This is a genomic window from Anaerobacillus sp. ABR4_321, assembly GCF_056158505.1.
The window spans coordinates 357,425-374,122 of the sequence record NZ_JBSWTK010000001.1 but is presented as its reverse complement, the minus strand read 5'-3'; the positions used below and the strand labels follow the sequence as shown (position 1 = coordinate 374,122).

At 44.8% G+C, this 16,698-nt stretch carries 16 protein-coding genes; 14 read left to right on the top strand and 2 right to left on the bottom strand.

Translation table 11 applies throughout. The annotated features are described in order from the left end of the window. Positions 1-11 precede the first annotated feature (11 nt). From purC to purD, 9 genes are read left to right on the top strand one after another with little or no spacing between them, the layout of a single operon-like run. Positions 12-737, top strand: coding sequence for a phosphoribosylaminoimidazolesuccinocarboxamide synthase (gene purC / locus ACXADT_RS02005; protein WP_474833090.1), 726 nt, complete (start codon positions 12-14; stop codon positions 735-737). After that, the gene (gene purS / locus ACXADT_RS02000; RefSeq protein WP_270182736.1) at positions 725-976 is read left to right on the top strand and encodes a phosphoribosylformylglycinamidine synthase subunit PurS; all 252 of its coding nucleotides are present in this window, start codon (positions 725-727) and stop codon (positions 974-976) included. Before purC ends, purS begins: the two co-directional genes overlap by 13 nt. Further along, positions 973-1,656, top strand: coding sequence for a phosphoribosylformylglycinamidine synthase subunit PurQ (gene purQ, locus ACXADT_RS01995; RefSeq protein WP_474814478.1), 684 nt, complete (start codon positions 973-975; stop codon positions 1,654-1,656). Before purS ends, purQ begins: the two co-directional genes overlap by 4 nt. Continuing rightward, the gene (purL, locus tag ACXADT_RS01990; RefSeq protein WP_474814476.1) at positions 1,640-3,865 is read left to right on the top strand and encodes a phosphoribosylformylglycinamidine synthase subunit PurL; all 2,226 of its coding nucleotides are present in this window, start codon (positions 1,640-1,642) and stop codon (positions 3,863-3,865) included. Before purQ ends, purL begins: the two co-directional genes overlap by 17 nt. Then, positions 3,841-5,253, top strand: coding sequence for an amidophosphoribosyltransferase (purF, locus tag ACXADT_RS01985; RefSeq protein ID WP_474833088.1), 1,413 nt, complete (start codon positions 3,841-3,843; stop codon positions 5,251-5,253). Before purL ends, purF begins: the two co-directional genes overlap by 25 nt. Positions 5,254-5,266: 13 nt before the next feature. Further along, on the top strand, positions 5,267-6,304 hold the full coding sequence (gene purM / locus ACXADT_RS01980) for a phosphoribosylformylglycinamidine cyclo-ligase (RefSeq protein ID WP_474814472.1): 1,038 nt from the start codon (positions 5,267-5,269) through the stop codon (positions 6,302-6,304). Continuing rightward, positions 6,298-6,885, top strand: a complete 588-nt coding sequence (gene purN / locus ACXADT_RS01975) for a phosphoribosylglycinamide formyltransferase (protein ID WP_270182758.1) — start codon at positions 6,298-6,300, stop codon at positions 6,883-6,885. The genes purM and purN overlap by 7 nt, the downstream gene beginning before the upstream one ends. Before the next feature lie 4 nt (positions 6,886-6,889). After that, a complete protein-coding gene (gene purH / locus ACXADT_RS01970; protein ID WP_474833086.1) occupies positions 6,890-8,428 on the top strand; it encodes a bifunctional phosphoribosylaminoimidazolecarboxamide formyltransferase/IMP cyclohydrolase in 1,539 nt (512 codons plus the stop codon). 15 nt (positions 8,429-8,443) lie between these two features. After that, positions 8,444-9,706 carry a phosphoribosylamine--glycine ligase gene (gene purD / locus ACXADT_RS01965; RefSeq protein ID WP_474833085.1) on the top strand — a complete coding sequence of 421 codons (1,263 nt, stop codon included), beginning with the start codon at positions 8,444-8,446 and terminating at the stop codon, positions 9,704-9,706. Here purD and ACXADT_RS01960 read toward each other — a convergent pair. Together ACXADT_RS01960 and ACXADT_RS01955 are read right to left on the bottom strand one after the other, a co-directional pair. Further along, positions 9,684-9,785, bottom strand: coding sequence for an EYxxD motif small membrane protein (locus ACXADT_RS01960; RefSeq protein WP_333489753.1), 102 nt, complete (start codon positions 9,783-9,785; stop codon positions 9,684-9,686). The genes purD and ACXADT_RS01960 overlap by 23 nt on opposite strands. Before the next feature lie 68 nt (positions 9,786-9,853). Continuing rightward, the gene (locus ACXADT_RS01955; protein ID WP_474833083.1) at positions 9,854-10,102 is read right to left on the bottom strand and encodes a YgaP family membrane protein; all 249 of its coding nucleotides are present in this window, start codon (positions 10,100-10,102) and stop codon (positions 9,854-9,856) included. Between the two features lie 93 nt (positions 10,103-10,195). On the opposite strand from ACXADT_RS01955, the gene ACXADT_RS01950 reads away from it, so the two are divergent. From ACXADT_RS01950 to pcrA, 5 genes are all read left to right on the top strand, one after another. Then, entirely contained in the window at positions 10,196-11,935 is a 1,740-nt protein-coding gene (locus ACXADT_RS01950) for an adenine deaminase C-terminal domain-containing protein (RefSeq protein WP_474833082.1), read from the top strand. Positions 11,936-11,978: 43 nt separating this feature from the next. Beyond that, a complete protein-coding gene (locus tag ACXADT_RS01945; protein WP_474833080.1) occupies positions 11,979-12,992 on the top strand; it encodes a DUF3048 domain-containing protein in 1,014 nt (337 codons plus the stop codon). 15 nt (positions 12,993-13,007) lie between these two features. After that, on the top strand, positions 13,008-13,304 hold the full coding sequence (locus ACXADT_RS01940; protein WP_270182726.1) for a YerC/YecD family TrpR-related protein: 297 nt from the start codon (positions 13,008-13,010) through the stop codon (positions 13,302-13,304). Between the two features lie 417 nt (positions 13,305-13,721). Next, complete coding sequence (gene pcrB / locus ACXADT_RS01935; RefSeq protein WP_474833079.1) at positions 13,722-14,411, top strand: heptaprenylglyceryl phosphate synthase; 690 nt, start codon at positions 13,722-13,724, stop codon at positions 14,409-14,411. Between the two features lie 61 nt (positions 14,412-14,472). Beyond that, the gene (pcrA, locus tag ACXADT_RS01930; RefSeq protein ID WP_474833077.1) at positions 14,473-16,692 is read left to right on the top strand and encodes a DNA helicase PcrA; all 2,220 of its coding nucleotides are present in this window, start codon (positions 14,473-14,475) and stop codon (positions 16,690-16,692) included. Positions 16,693-16,698: the final 6 nt, after the last annotated feature.

Genomic DNA, 16,698 nt, shown 5'->3' with positions numbered 1-16,698 from the left:
AGGAGATCACCATGGGGAAACAAGAGTTGTTGTACGAAGGAAAGGCAAAGAAGATTTATGCGACAGAACATCCTGAGGTCGTTCATGTGGAATATAAAGATTCCGCGACGGCTTTTAACGGAGAGAAGAAAGCGACCATTACAGGTAAAGGGCGACTGAACAACGAAATTACGAGCCTGTTGTTTGATTATTTGAAAGAAGCTGGGATCGAAAGTCATTTTATCGAGAAAGTTTCTGAAACGGAGCAGCTTGTAAAGCGTGTGACGATCGTGCCACTCGAAGTGGTCGTCCGAAATGTCGCAGCAGGGAGCTTTTCTAGAAGAACTGGAGTAGACGAAGGAAAGCTGTTGAAGCAGCCGATCGTTGAATTCTATTACAAAAACGATGACCTTGGTGATCCTCTCCTTACGGTTGATCACGTGCTTGAGCTTGAACTTGCCGATGAAGCGACGGTTCAAGACTTGAAAGAACGTGCACTGCATGTGAATGACCGCCTACGAAGCTATTTTCTTGAGCGGGACGTAACGCTTGTTGATTTCAAGCTTGAGTTCGGTGTTACACCGTCTGGTGAATTAATGCTTGCAGATGAAATTTCACCAGATACTTGTAGACTATGGGACCGGAAAACGAATGAAAAGTTAGATAAAGATGTGTTTCGAAGAGATATAGGAAATTTGACCGAAGCTTATGAAAAAATCTTAACTCGTTTAGGGGGATCCGCATCATGTACAAAGTAAAAGTTTATGTAACGTTAAAAGAGAGTGTGCTAGACCCGCAAGGTAGTGCTGTGAAGAATTCACTTCATAGCCTTTCTTATAATGAAGTAGAAGATGTACGTATCGGCAAGTATATGGAGCTTACGTTAAATGAGACGGCGAATGTAGATGAGCGCATTAAAGAAATGTGTGAGAAGCTGCTTGCGAATACGGTGATCGAAGACTACACGTATGAAGTCGAGGAGGTCGTCGGGCAGTGAAATTTGCGGTGATCGTGTTTCCAGGTTCGAATTGCGATGTAGACATGTACCATGCGATTCAAGATGAACTTGGCGAAGAAGCTACTTATGTCCGATACGATGAACAGAGTCTAGCAAACTATGATGCGATCCTTTTACCGGGTGGTTTTTCTTATGGTGACTATTTAAGAAGCGGCTCGATCGCCCGTTTTGCTCCGATCATGAGCGAAGTGGTAAAAGCTGCTGAAGAAGGAAAGCCAGTGCTTGGTGTATGCAACGGATTTCAGATTTTATTAGAAGCAGGTCTTCTTCCTGGAGCGATGAAACGAAACAAGAACTTGAAGTTCATGTGTCGTCCTGTAACGCTTGTTGTTCAGAACAATGCGACGATGTTTACTTCAGCTTATGAAAATAGTGAAGAAATTACGATTCCGATCGCACATGGAGAAGGAAACTACTATTGTGATGATGCGACTTTAGAAGAGTTACAATCATCTGGAAGAATCGTTTTTACCTATAAAGATAATCCAAACGGCTCGATAGATGACATCGCAGGAATCATCAATGAGAAGGGCAATGTCCTCGGGATGATGCCTCACCCTGAGCGTGCGGTCGATCACTTGTTAGGAAGTGCGGATGGCTTGAAGATGTTCAAATCACTACTACGTAACTGGAGGGAATCCCATGTCACACATGCATGAACCAACACCTGAGATGATTAAAGACCAGAAGCTTTATAGCCAGATGGGTTTAACAGATGAAGAGTTCGGCATGGTGGAAGAGATTCTTGGCCGTACCCCTAACTATACGGAAACGGGTTTGTTTTCAGTCATGTGGTCTGAGCACTGTAGCTATAAGAACTCAAAGCCAGTTCTTAAAAAGTTTCCTGTTACTGGTGAGCGCGTACTTCAAGGTCCTGGAGAAGGAGCGGGAATCGTTGATATCGGTGACGAGCAAGCGGTTGTGTTTAAGATCGAAAGTCATAATCATCCATCTGCAATCGAGCCTTATCAAGGAGCGGCAACAGGTGTAGGTGGAATCATCAGAGACGTGTTCTCGATGGGCGCACGCCCCATTGCTTTATTAAACTCGTTACGTTTCGGAGAGTTAAGCAATCCGAAAGTGAAATATTTGTTTGAAGAAGTTGTTGCAGGAATCGCTGGGTACGGAAACTGTATCGGTATTCCTACTGTAGGTGGAGAAGTACAGTTCGATTCTTCTTACGATGGAAACCCTCTTGTGAACGCGATGTGTGTTGGGTTGATCGATCACAAAGACATCCAGAAAGGTGTCGCGTCTGGCGCTGGAAACACTGTGATGTATGTAGGTGCGAGCACAGGACGAGACGGCATCCACGGTGCGACCTTCGCATCGGAAGAATTGACAGATGCTTCTGACGAAAAGCGACCTGCCGTACAAGTAGGTGATCCGTTTATGGAAAAACTTCTTCTTGAAGCATGTCTCGAGCTTGTGAAAAGTGATGCGCTCGTCGGTATTCAGGACATGGGAGCAGCGGGTCTTACGTCTTCTGCTTCAGAAATGGCGAGTAAAGCAGGCATGGGAATCGAGATGAACCTTGATGAAGTCCCGCAGCGTGAAAAAGGCATGACGCCATATGAAATGATGCTATCTGAATCACAGGAGCGTATGCTCGTTGTTGTGAAGAAAGGTAGAGAAGCTGAGATCAAAGAAATTTTTGATCGTTGGGGTCTTTTATCAAAGGAAGTCGGTGTCGTGACAGACGATAAGAAGTTCCGTCTTCTTCATAAAGGCGAAATGGTGGCTGAAGTACCGGTCGATGCTCTTGCAGAAGAAGCACCGGTCTATCATAAACCATCGCGCATTCCTGAGTATTTCATTCGAAACCAGCAGCTTCATAAGCCGATTCCAGCGGTAGAAGATCCGAAAGAAATGCTGTATACGTTGCTAGGTCAGCCTACGATTTCAAGCAAAGAGTGGGTCTTTGATCAGTACGATTATATGGTTCGAACGAATACCGTCGTATCTCCAGGATCGGACGCAGCTGTTGTGCGTGTAAGAGGCACACGAAAAGCGCTAGCGATGACAACCGACTGTAATTCCCGTTACCTGTACCTTGATCCTGAAGTTGGTGGGAAGATTGCTGTTGCTGAAGCAGCACGTAACATCGTTTGTTCAGGTGGTGAGCCGCTTGCGATCACGGATTGCTTAAACTTCGGTAATCCTGAAAAGCCTGAGATCTTCTGGCAGATCGAAAAAGCAACGGACGGTATGAGTGAAGCGTGTCGTATGTTAAATTCGCCCGTTATCGGTGGTAACGTATCCCTTTACAATGAGACGAATGGCGTAGCAGTTTATCCGACACCAGTTGTTGGAATGGTAGGACTAGTTCATGACCTTGATCATGTTACGACTCAACAGTTTAAAGAAGAAGGAAACTTGATCTACTTACTTGGTGAAACAGGCGAGGACTTCGGAGGAAGCGAGCTTCAGAAGGTTGTGGATGGGAAGATCTCGGGGCAAGCGCCTTCGCTAAATCTTGAAGTGGAAAGAGAACTTCAGCAACAGGTTCTTTCAGCCATTCAAGATGGACTTGTTCAATCGGCGCATGATGTTTCTGAGGGTGGCCTGAGTGTTGCACTTAGTGAATCGTTAATCGGTACAGATCTTGGAGCGATCGTTCGAATCGAGGGCGATGTGACGACGTCGCTGTTCAGTGAGTCTCAATCTCGTTTCCTCATCACGATCAAGGGTGAACACCAGCAGGTCTTCGAGCAGAGAACCGGAGCGAAGCTTATCGGTGAAGTAACCGGTACTGGCATCTTGACGATGATGCACGAAGAAGAAAATCATCTATTCGATGCACCGGTCAGTGAGCTCGAAGCGGCCTGGAAAGGAGCAATTCCATGTTTGGTGAAATCAAAGGCTTAAACGAAGAGTGTGGTGTATTTGGTATCTGGGGTCACCCAGATGCCGCTACGCTCACATATTACGGGCTTCATAGTCTTCAGCATCGCGGTCAGGAAGGTACTGGGATCGTCACGACTGATGGCGCAAGACTTAACCTTCATAAAGGGCTTGGGCTCGTGAACGATGTCTATGGAGCGGCCGATTTAAAGGCACTCGATGGCAATGCAGCGATTGGTCATGTTCGATACTCAACGGCAGGAGGAGGAGGCTATGAAAACGTTCAGCCTCTTTTATTTCGCTCACAGAATGGTGGATTGGCGCTCGCGCATAATGGGAACCTTGTGAACGCGAATGCGTTGAAGCATCAGCTCGAAGGTCAAGGGAGTATTTTTCAAACGACTTCAGACACAGAAGTGCTTGCCCATTTGATCAAGAGAAGCGGCTATTTGAACCTTAGAGAAAAGGTGAAGAACGCTCTTACGATGGTAAAAGGCGCGTATGCTTTTCTTTTGATGACAGAAAACGAGATGATGGTCGCTCTTGATCCACATGGACTACGACCACTTTCTTTAGGTCGACTAGGAGAAGGTTATGTAGTTGCATCTGAAACGTGTGCGTTCGATCTCATCGGAGCGGAATATATTCGTGATGTGGAGCCAGGTGAACTTCTTATCATCAATGACGCAGGCATTGAATCGGACCGTTTCTCATCACCGATGTCGCGTGCGATCTGCAGTATGGAGTACATTTATTTCTCAAGACCCGATAGCAATATCGAAAACATCAATGTTCACACGGCTAGAAAGAACCTCGGTAAACAGCTCGCGCAAGAAGCTCCGATCGAAGCAGATATCGTGACGGGTGTTCCGGATTCTAGTATATCTGCTGCGATCGGATATGCAGAGGAATCGGGTATTCCGTATGAGATGGGTCTGATCAAGAATAGATATGTAGGCAGAACGTTTATTCAACCTTCACAGGAGCTAAGAGAACAAGGTGTGAAGATGAAGCTTTCACCTGTTCGAGGCGTTGTTGAAGGAAAGCGGGTCGTTATCGTGGATGATTCGATCGTACGTGGAACGACGAGTAGAAGAATCGTGAAGATGTTAAGAGAAGCAGGTGCAAAAGAGGTTCATGTTCGCATAAGTGCACCTCCGATCGTCAGTCCTTGTTACTATGGGATCGACACGTCCAATTCTGGTGAGTTAATCGCAGCGAAGATGAGCGTTGATGAGATTTGTGAAGAAATCGGTGCAGATACGTTAAGTTTCCTATCAACAGATGGAATGACAGAAGCAATCGGTAGAGACGATGAAAGCAGCTCGTGCGGACAATGTCTAGGCTGTTTTACAGGATCGTACCCGACTGAGATCTATCCTGATACCGTTCATCCATACGAAAAAGTCTAACTGGGGGTTCATTATGGCGGATGCTTATAGAAGTGCTGGAGTAGATATTGAAGCTGGTTATGAAGCAGTTAACCGAATGAAAACGCACGTAAACAAAACCGTTCGACCTGGCGTCATGGGAGGTCTAGGTGGTTTCGGCGGAATGTTTGATCTATCTGAACTTCCTTATGAGAAGCCAGTTCTCATTTCAGGAACCGACGGTGTGGGTACGAAGCTCATGCTTGCGATTCAGATGGATAAGCACGATACAATCGGAATCGATTGTGTCGCTATGTGTGTGAATGACGTAGTCGCTCAAGGTGCTGAACCTCTTTACTTTTTAGATTACATCGCGACAGGTAAACTCAAACCTGAGAGGATTGAAGAAATCGTAAAAGGGGTTGCGGATGGTTGCTCGACTGCTGGGTGTGCCTTGATTGGTGGCGAAACAGCAGAAATGCCTGATATGTATCAGGAAAACGATTATGATCTTGCTGGATTCACGGTTGGGGCTGTCGAAAAGTCTAAGCTGATTCAACCGACTGATGTGATGGAAGGGGACGTTTTAGTTGGCCTTGCATCAAACGGTATTCACAGCAATGGCTTCTCTCTTGTTAGGAAAGTAGTAAAAGAGAACAACATGGATCTTAATCAAACGTTTGATCAACTCGGTACGACGCTTGGAGAAGCCTTGTTAGCTCCTACTCGTATCTACGTAAAGCCGGTCTTGAACGTGCTCGAATCTTATCCTGTTCATGGGGTTGCACACATTACAGGCGGCGGCTTCGAAGAGAATATTCCTCGTATGCTACCTGAAGGCCTCACAGCTCAGATCGATTATGGCTCTTGGCCCGTACCACCGATCTTTGACCTGATCGAAAAGAAGGGGAACTTATCTCGACGAGAGATGTTCACCACGTTCAACATGGGCATCGGAATGGTTCTAAGCGTCCCTGCCTCTGAAGCTGTTAACGTGATCAAACAGCTTGAAAAAGACGGTGAGCAGGCATTTGTGATCGGTCGAGTAACAAAAGGTGATCAAATCAATTTCGGCGGTGGTGATCTATCGTGAAGTTAGCAGTTTTTGCATCTGGGAGTGGATCGAATTTCGAAGCGATCGCATCTGAAATCGAAAAGGGTGCACTCGATGCCAAAATCGCATTAGTGGTCTGTGATCGCCCTGGTGCCAAAGTAGAAGAAAGGGCAGAGCGCTTCGGCATTCCTGTCCTTTCCTTTTATCCTAAATCCTATAACTCAAAAGCAGAGTTTGAAGCCTTCATTCTTCAGCAGCTGAACGACGCAGGCGTAGAATTAATTGTTCTTGCTGGATACATGAGGTTGATCGGGTCAACGCTTCTTCGTGCGTATGAAGGGAGAATCATCAACATCCATCCATCTCTTCTTCCGTCTTTTCCTGGAAAAGATGCGATTGGTCAAGCTCTAAAAGCAAAAGTGAAAGTCAGTGGTGTGACGGTGCATTATGTCGATGAAGGGATGGACACGGGGCCGATCATTGATCAAGAAACGATTCGGATCTCAACAGAAGATTCGAGAGAAGAAGTTGAGAAAAAGATACAGGCTGTTGAACATCAGTTATATCCAGCCGTTATTAGAACGCTTCTTAAAAACAAAACAATTGGTAGCAGGAGGTAAGACGATGACGATCAAACGTGCACTGATCAGCGTATCAGATAAAACAAATATTACCGAGTTTGCGAAGGGATTATCAGAAAAAGGGGTCGAGATCATTTCGACTGGAGGCACAAAACGTGCTCTTGAGGAAGCGGGCATCGATGTTATAGGAATCTCAGATGTTACGGGCTTTCCGGAAATTTTAGACGGACGTGTGAAAACCCTCCATCCGAATGTACATAGTGGTCTTCTAGCTGTTAGAGACAACGACGACCATCAAAAGCAACTAGAGGAGCATAACATCACACCGATCGACTTGGTTGTTGTGAACCTATATCCATTCCAAGAAACCGTCGCAAATCCTGATGTAGCGTACAGTGACGCGATCGAGAATATCGATATCGGCGGACCAACGATGTTAAGGTCAGCTGCTAAGAATCATAAAGACGTGACGGTTGTCGTTCATCCTTCTGACTATGAGCGTGTGCTTCTTCAAGTCCAGGAGAATGGAGATACAACAGACATACTTCGTCAGGAACTCGCAGCAAAAGTATTTCGTCATACCGCTTCCTACGATGCGATTATTTCAGAGTATTTAACAGGAAAATCTGGAGAAGAAGAGCCAGAGTCGCTTACTGTAACGTTTGAGAGAAAGCAAACCCTCAGATACGGAGAAAATCCGCATCAGAAGGCTGTATTTTATAAAAAACCTCTATCAAAAAATGCATCGATCGCATCTGCTAAACAACTGAACGGTAAAGAGCTTTCTTATAACAATATTAACGATGCGAACGCGGCTCTTAATATCGTTAGGGAATTTGAAAAACCTGCCGTTGTTGCGGTTAAACATATGAACCCTTGTGGAGTTGGTACGGGTGAAACGATTGTAGATGCGTATCAAAAGGCATACGAAGCAGACTCTACATCGATCTTCGGCGGTATCGTCGCATTGAATCGTGAAGTTGATGAAGAAACGGCACTGAAGCTGAAGGAGATTTTTCTAGAGATTATTATGGCACCTTCTTTCACTGAAGAAGCACTTGCTGTTTTGACTAAGAAGAAGAATCTTAGACTATTAACATTGGATGTTCAGGCGTCTGGCGGAGTGGAGCATCAGCTTACATCTGTTAACGGCGGGCTGTTGCTGCAGGAACAAGATCAATACGGAATCGATGAAGCAGATCTAACCGTACCAACCGATCGAAAACCTACGGATGAAGAGTGGGATGCGCTGAAGCTTGCATGGAAAGTAGTTAAACACGTGAAATCGAATGCGATCGTACTCACGAACAAAGATCAAACTGTTGGCGTTGGAGCTGGACAGATGAATCGCGTTGGTGCTGCTAAGATCGCGATCGAGCAAGCGGGTGAGAAGGTGAAAGGTTCTGTCATGGGATCAGATGCGTTCTTCCCAATGGATGACACTGTTGAAGCTGCTGGAAAAGCGGGCATCACAGCGATCATCCAGCCTGGAGGATCGATTCGTGATGAAGATTCGATCAAAAAAGCGAATGAATATGGCATCACGATGGTGTTCACAGGCATCCGACACTTTAAACATTAAGAGGGAGGGAATTCGATGAAGGTATTGATAATTGGACGAGGCGGTCGAGAGCATGCGATGGCTTGGAAAGCTGCAGAGAGCGCTTCTGTGGATCAAGTATACGTAGCACCAGGGAACGCAGGTATGGAAGCTGTTAGTCAACTCGTGCCGATCGATGAAGGTGATCACGATGGGCTTATTGCTTTCGCACAAAAAGAAGGCATTACACTCACCTTAGTCGGTCCAGAGCAGCCGTTGTTAGATGGAATTGTAAATCGCTTTGAGGATGCAGGTCTTCGCGTATTTGGTCCTACGAAAGAAGCTGCGTTAATCGAAGGAAGCAAAACGTTCGCGAAAGAATTGATGGCAGCAAACGGTATCCCGACCGCCGATTCACAATCCTTCACGGATTACCAGGAAGCTCGAAAGTATGTTCAAAAGGTCGGTGCACCGATCGTACTGAAAGCGGATGGACTTGCAGCCGGAAAGGGTGTCGTCGTTGCGATGACGTTGGAGGAAGCACTCGATAGTCTTCATAATATGATGGTCAACAATCAGTTTGGAGAAGCTAGTGAACAAGTTGTTGTAGAGGAGTTTCTTGAAGGTGAAGAGTTTTCGCTCATGGCATTGGTGAATGGGGAAGATGTTTATCCTCTCGTTATTTCACAAGATCATAAGCGAGCATTCGATGGAGATAAAGGGCCGAATACGGGTGGAATGGGCGCATACTCACCAGTTCCCCAAATCTCTGAGTCAGTGGTAGAAGAAGCGATTCAATCGATTTTACTTCCAGCTGCAAAAGGGATGAAGAAAGCAGGCAGGACGTTTACTGGCGTTCTGTATGCCGGATTAATCCTGACGAAAAACGGTCCTAAAGTCATTGAGTTCAATGCAAGGTTCGGCGATCCTGAAACACAGGTCGTCCTGCCTCGTCTCACATCAGACTTCATCGAAGCCATTCAAAGCGTGTTAGACGGTAAAGAGCTTGAGCTCAAATGGAGTGAGAAAGCTGTGATTGGAGTTGTCATTGCATCCGGAGGGTACCCTGGTGATTATGAAAAAGGGAAGACCATCACAGGTTTGAACGATGTGACTTCACTTGTGTTTCATGCAGGTACAGATAAGATAGGCGATCAGTTTGTAACGAATGGTGGACGCGTGTTACTGCTATCTGCTTCAGGAGAATCCCTCCAGGAAGCAAGTGCTTCAGTTTACGAAGAACTTCAGATCGTGCAGGTAGAGGATGGGTTTTATAGAACGGATATTGGACATAGAGCTATTTCACACGTTTCTTCTTGATGTAAGCAAACGATATAGCAATAATACTACCGATCAATAATGTGTAGATGACCCAAGTGTCTGTAATGTATTCAAGCACAACGTTACCTCCTTTTGTTATGTTACGAAAACTTCCCTGGAATCAGGGAAGTTTTTTTATAGCCATGGTTAAGAGGGGTTAATAACTTTTTCAAGAGCTGTTTCATCAGGATCACGATTTTCTTCTTGGTTCATCAGGTCGACGATCGGGCAGTATCGCGTATGACCTTCTGCGATCTTCAAAGCTCCTGCAGTTGCAAGCAAAAGCGACGTTGAGACGTTTTCGTTTTTACAAAGTTTTGCGGTAGACCAGGAGAGGAGTGTAAATCCTGCTGTTAAACGAATAAATGCATTCATCATGCTAATGTTCGGTCTCATTTCAAAAAACTCCCTTCAATGGTTTAAATCAGCACTATCAACTTTTCTAAATTATGTTAAAATAGAGAAAACTTATTGAAACGAGGGTTGGACATGCCTAAGCGAAACTATTTATGGACGAAGCAGCAATTGAGACAACAAGTACAGGTTGTGTCCGGTGAACTGCCTCCATCAATCGTCTTAACAAATGCAACGTATTTAAACAACGCATTAAAAAAATGGATCACCTCACATATATGGATCTATAAAGATCGAATTGTATACGTAGGAGATGAATTGCCTGAAAAACATTCAGCAACAGAATGGATCGATTGTGAGGGATCGTATCTTGTACCAGGATACATTGAACCCCATGCCCATCCGTTTCAACTTTATAATCCCCTATCACTTGCGCGCTATGCATCTAACAGGGGAACCACCACCATGATCAATGACAACTTGTTTTTTCTCTTAGGATTGCCACAAAAGAAAGCGCTTACAATGTTAGATGAGTTGGATAAGTTTCCGGTATCGATGTTTTGGTGGGCAAGGTACGATTCTCAAACACAGCTGTTGAATGAAGAAACCATCACGAATAAGAAAGTTAAGGAATGGCTCACCCATCCGCTCGTTATTCAAGGTGGTGAACTTACTGCGTGGCCTGACGTTATAGCAGGAGACGATGAGATACTGGAATGGATGCAAGAGACACATAGGTTGGGTAAACCGGTCGAAGGGCATCTCCCTGGCGCTTCGTTGAAGACATTAACGAAGATGGGACTTTATGGTGTTTCCTGTGATCACGAAGCGATGACAGGTGAAGAGGCTCTCCGTAGACTTGAGATGGGCATGATGACGTCTCTACGGTATTCTTCCATACGTCCTGATTTACCGGTCATACTCGAATCGCTGATTGAAAAAGGGGGCGATTGTTTTGATCGAGTGATGATGAACACCGATGGATCGACGCCTTCTTTCCTTGAGCAAGGGTTCACGGATAAGCTCATATCCATCGCCCTGGAAAAAGGAGTACCGGTAGAAGATGCTTATGCGATGGTGTCATATAATGTCGCAAACCACTACGGTATAACGGATACACATGGTATGATAGCACCTGGAAGGCTTGCGCACCTCAACTTTTTGGAATCAAAGCACAATCCAACACCAGTCTCTGTCCTCGCTCGAGGAGAATGGATTAAGAAGGATGGCGAAGAAGTTTATGACGAGTGGTCATTCGATTGGGAAGACCATGGTCTTGTTCTAAACGAACAGAACTGGGGGTTAGAGGAAGACGATTTAACTTTCTCAGGTCCAGCTGGAATCGAAATGATCAACGCCGTCATCACAAAACCATATAATCTTTCATACGAAACGGCGGTGGATGAACTCCCTACAGATCATGATGAGAGCTTCATGATGCTTCTTAGTAAGGAAGGCAAATGGCGAGTGAATACCGTTGTGAAGGGTTTTGCTAATAAAGTAAAAGGCTTTGCGAGTAGCTTCTCGAATTCTGGTGATTTCATATTGATCGGGAAGAAAAAATCAGACATGGTTGCTGCTTTAGAGCGAGTGCGGTCGATCGGTGGTGGAATCGTCCTCGTTGAAGATGGTGAAGTCGTTGTTGAAATCGAACTGCCTTTGATGGGCAAAATGTCACCGTTACCACTCGAAGACGTGATCGAGCAAGAGAAGAAGATGGTCACAGAATTAAAAGAACGTGGCTATCCATTTGGTGATCCTGTTTATAGTTTGTTGTTCTTTTCTTCCACACATCTTCCGTTCGTAAGGTTGACTCAACAAGGAATTTATGATGTAAAGAGAAAGACGGTACTTTTTCCTGCGATAATGCGGTAAAATATAAAAGGGAAGACTTTATAAGCGAAGGGGGCGTGAAGACGTGGGGAAATTGCGCGTCTCACTGGCAGTTATTTTGTCTGTAGGATTACTCGCTGGCTGTTCACAAAAAGATACCGCTCAGAAATCTGGAGCAGAATCAGCCGGTGTTGAAGAATCGTCTATGAATAAAGAAGTTGATCAAATTCAAGGGGAAAAAGCTCCTCTTACCGGGGTGGCTACTGAAAACAGCGATCAGCGTGTCATCAGTGTCGTTGTGAATAATCACCCGAAAGCAAGGCCGCAGTCTGGACTTCATAAAGCAGATATCGTATACGAAATGCTTGTAGAAGGTAAGATCACAAGATTGTTAGCGATATACCAAAGTGATTATCCAAACATTGTAGGACCAGTTCGGAGTGCGAGAGATTATTTTATTGAGTTAAGCGCAGGGTTTAACGGCATTTTCGTAGCACATGGTTATTCGCCTTCTGCTCAAGCGATTTTGAATTCAGGCGCAGTCGATCACCTGAACGGCATGCAGTATGACGGAACGCTGTTTGAACGAGCTTCATTCAGGAAGGCGCCACACAATTCATATATTACGACTGATAGTATAAAAAAAGGTGCAACTGATAATGGGTATGAACTCATGCAGATTGTTGAACCACTTACATTTGGCGATAAAGAACTAGTTTCAGAAGAAAAGTCATCAGTAGCAATCGGTTACAGCAATACGTATCGCGTAGCGTATCGATACAACGATGGGGTATACAAGAGATTCGTGAACGACGAATTGATGGAAGACCGTGAGACAAAAGATCCCATCGCATTGGAAAATGTACTGATCGTTGAAGCAAATCATCACATCATCGATGATTATGGCAGAAGAGCGATCGATATAGAATCTGGCGGAGAAGCCATTTTATTACAAGAAGGTGTAAAAAAGGAAGTAAAGTGGAAAAATGAAAATGGACGCATTACCGCGGTGAAAGACGGAAGTCCTGTTCCACTTGTTCCAGGAAGAACTTGGGTAAATATCGTACCTGATCTAACTATGATTACGAGTAATCAGTAAGGAGAGTGCTAATCTATGCAAATTGACAAACTACGAGGGAAAACACTCGATCAACTTTTTGAAGCGATTCTTTCATTGAAAGATTTAGAAGAATGCTATCTATTTTTTGATGACCTTGCAACAGTGAACGAAATTCAGTCGTTGGCACAGCGTTTAGAGGTTGCTAGAATGCTTCGTGAGGGCTATACCTATCATAAGATCGAGACAGAAACTGGTGCTAGCACAGCGACAATTTCTCGTGTGAAACGTTGCTTGAACTATGGAAATGATGGTTATCAAATGACGCTCGATCGCGTGCATAACAAAGATTAATTGATATATGAAAGATGGGCCGGTTTACGGCTCATTTTTTTGTTTTTGGGGGAGAGCATGATAAGCGTGTTCATGTGAGAAGGCCCCAGCGCTTTTCGGACCAAAACGGCCACTTCCGCTTTTCGTGTCTAGCTGCGGGGCGCAGGAACTCCAATATTTCACTCTTTCACAGGAACACAAAAAGCGTGTTCAATTTGAAAGGCTCCAGCGCTTGTCGAGCCTAACCGCCCACTTCCGCTTTTCGTATGTCTAGCTGCAGTGGCCAGGTCCTCGATCGCTTCACCTTATCAATTGAACACAAAAAACGTGTTCATTTGATAAGGCTCCAGCGCTTATCGGACCTAAACGGCCACTTCCGCTTTTCGGTGTTCCTCTGATATAATCCAACTTATGAGGAAAAGTAGGAGGAGCGGTTTGATGTTTGATTATAGTAGTTGGAAGCATGTGTTTAAGCTTGATCCTAATAAGGTGATTGAAGATCATGATCTGGAGTTGATTTGTGAGTCGGGTACGGATGCGGTGATTGTTGGCGGGTCTGATGGTGTGACGTTAGACCTTACGCTTGATCTGCTTGCTAGAATTCGTCGGTATGCTGTACCTTGTGCGCTTGAGGTGTCTTCAGTAGAAGCGGTTACGCCGGGATTCGATTTTTATTTCATTCCGACCGTGATGAACACAAAGGACAGTCGATGGGTCACTGGATTGCATCATGAAGCAGTGAAAGAATTTGGTGAGGTCATGAATTGGGATGAAATCGTTATGGAGGGCTATTGCATCCTTAACGGTGATTCGAAGGTGGCTGCATTAACGTCTGCTGAAACGGACCTTGCTGCTGATGATGTTCTGGCATATGCTCGGATGGCAGAGAAGATGTTTAAGCTGCCGATTTTTTACGTGGAGTACAGCGGCACTTACGGTGACGTTGAACTTGTTGAAAGAGTGAGTGATGTGCTAAATGACACACAGCTTTTCTATGGAGGCGGGATCGATTCTCCTGAGAAAGCTAAAGAGATGGCTGCTCATGCTGATACGGTGATTGTTGGGAATAGTATTTATGACGATGTGAAGAAGGCATTGAAAACAGTAGCTGCTGTTAAAGGAAATTGATTCTCTCCTATTGGTCGGGTAAAATAGGAATTAGAACATATGTTTGTAAGGGGTGCGGAACATGCAACGATTAGTTGATAAATTATTAAACGGATTGAATCCTGAACAGCAGGAGGCGGTCAAGCATACGGATGGCCCGCTATTGATCATGGCTGGAGCGGGAAGTGGGAAGACACGGGTTCTTACGCATCGTATTGCGTATCTACTAGTAGAAAAACAAGTTGCGCCTTGGAATATTCTCGCAATTACGTTCACGAACAAAGCTGCAAGAGAAATGAAGGATCGTGTTCATACGATTGCTGGTCCAGTGGCGGAAGATATTTGGATTTCAACATTCCACTCGATGTGCGTACGAATATTGAGAAGAGACGGCGATCGAATTGGAATTAATCGTAACTTCACGATTTTGGATTCTGGTGACCAGCTGACGGTTATAAAGAAAATCCTTAAAGATCAAAATATAGATCCAAAGAAGTTTGATCCTAGAAGTATTCTAGGAAATATCAGTTCAGCGAAGAATGAACTTTTAACACCGGAAGAATATAAGACGAAAGCGAAAGGGCCTTTCGAAGAAATCGCTGCAGATGTGTATGAACAATATCAGAAGCAGCTTCGTAAAAACCAAGCGCTAGATTTTGATGATCTCATTATGCGTACCATCACACTATTTAAGAAAGTACCTGAAGTTCTTCAATACTATCAGCGTAAGTTTCAATATATTCATGTGGATGAGTACCAAGATACGAACAAAGCACAGTATGTACTCGTTAAATTGATGGCAGAGAAATATCAAAACCTTTGTGTTGTAGGAGATTCTGACCAGTCGATCTATCGTTGGCGTGGTGCGGATATCCAGAACATCCTCTCATTTGAAAAAGATTATCCGACCGCTCGCGTGATTCTATTGGAACAAAATTATCGTTCAACGAAGAAGATTCTTCAAGCGGCAAACGTTGTGATCGACAACAATATGAATCGTAAACCTAAGAAGCTATGGACGGATAATCAAGATGGGCCATCGATCACATACTATCAAGGGAACGATGAACATGATGAAAGCAGGTTCGTAACAGGAAAGATTCTTGATATGGTGAAGAGTGGCAAGCGCACAAATTCAGAGATCGCCATTCTTTATCGTACGAACGCCCAGTCGCGTGTTATTGAGGAAATACTCAACAAATCCAATATCACGTACAATATCATCGGGGGAACAAAGTTCTATGATCGTAAAGAGATCAAAGACTTGCTTGCGTACTTACGTTTGATCGCAAACCCAGACGATGATATAAGTTTGCTTCGAATTGTGAACGTACCGAAGCGAGGTGTAGGTGCTTCCACGATGGACAAAGTTGCACGTTACGCGGCTGATCAAGATATCTCTATTTTCACGGCTCTACAAGAAGTAGAACAGATGGGACTAAGCGCTCGTTTTACAAAAGCACTTGGAAGCTTTGGAAGCTTGATCGCAAACTGGACGCAGATGCAAGAGTACCTTGCTGTGTCAGAGTTAGTTGAGGAAGTTCTCGATAAGTCTGGATACCGCGATTCACTTAGAAACGAAAACACGATCGAAGCGCAGTCTCGATTAGAGAATATAAATGAATTCCTTTCTGTTACTCAGGAATTTGAAAAAGCGAGCGAAGATAAAAGCTTGATCGCGTTCTTAACGGATCTAGCTCTCGTAGCGGATATCGATAAGCTCGATGAAGACGAAACGGAACAAAAAGAAGCGGTTACGCTCATGACTCTTCACTCTGCAAAAGGACTTGAATTCCCTGCAGTGTTCCTAATCGGAATGGAAGAAGGGGTTTTCCCTCATAGTCGTTCACTTTTTGAAGAAGAAGAGATGGAAGAGGAACGCCGCCTTGCGTATGTAGGGATAACGAGAGCGGAAGAAGAGCTGTACTTAACGAATGCTCGGATGCGAACGTTATATGGTAAAACAACTACGAATCCAGTTTCTCGTTTTATTGGAGAAATCCCTGAAGAATTGTTGGAAAAAGAGGGACAAGAAAAGCCTACACCGTTCGGATCTAGTACAAACTCCCGTTCAAGTAGACCTGCTGCGCCTAAGAAACCTCGCCGTCCACAGCTTACGTCAAACGGTGGAGAGGCGCTTGCATGGAAAGTGGGTGACCAGGCGAGCCATCGAAAATGGGGTGTTGGAACGGTCGTCAGCGTTAAAGGTGAAGGAGATTCAACCGAGCTTGATATAGCGTTTCCTGCTCCAGTAGGCATCAAGCGACTACTCGCTAAGTTCGCCCCTATCGAGAAAGAATAGCGATCC

Coding starts and splice junctions, on each gene's coding strand:
- purF (WP_474833088.1), top strand. CDS start 3,841: ATGTTTGGTGAAATCAAAGGCTTAAACGAAGAGTGTGGTGTATTTGGT.
- purC (WP_474833090.1), top strand. CDS start 12: ATGGGGAAACAAGAGTTGTTGTACGAAGGAAAGGCAAAGAAGATTTAT.
- pcrB (WP_474833079.1), top strand. CDS start 13,722: ATGTTTGATTATAGTAGTTGGAAGCATGTGTTTAAGCTTGATCCTAAT.
- pcrA (WP_474833077.1), top strand. CDS start 14,473: ATGCAACGATTAGTTGATAAATTATTAAACGGATTGAATCCTGAACAG.
- purD (WP_474833085.1), top strand. CDS start 8,444: ATGAAGGTATTGATAATTGGACGAGGCGGTCGAGAGCATGCGATGGCT.
- ACXADT_RS01950 (WP_474833082.1), top strand. CDS start 10,196: ATGCCTAAGCGAAACTATTTATGGACGAAGCAGCAATTGAGACAACAA.
- ACXADT_RS01955 (WP_474833083.1), bottom strand. CDS start 10,102: ATGAGACCGAACATTAGCATGATGAATGCATTTATTCGTTTAACAGCA.
- purH (WP_474833086.1), top strand. CDS start 6,890: ATGACGATCAAACGTGCACTGATCAGCGTATCAGATAAAACAAATATT.
- purS (WP_270182736.1), top strand. CDS start 725: ATGTACAAAGTAAAAGTTTATGTAACGTTAAAAGAGAGTGTGCTAGAC.
- ACXADT_RS01940 (WP_270182726.1), top strand. CDS start 13,008: ATGCAAATTGACAAACTACGAGGGAAAACACTCGATCAACTTTTTGAA.
- purL (WP_474814476.1), top strand. CDS start 1,640: ATGTCACACATGCATGAACCAACACCTGAGATGATTAAAGACCAGAAG.
- purM (WP_474814472.1), top strand. CDS start 5,267: ATGGCGGATGCTTATAGAAGTGCTGGAGTAGATATTGAAGCTGGTTAT.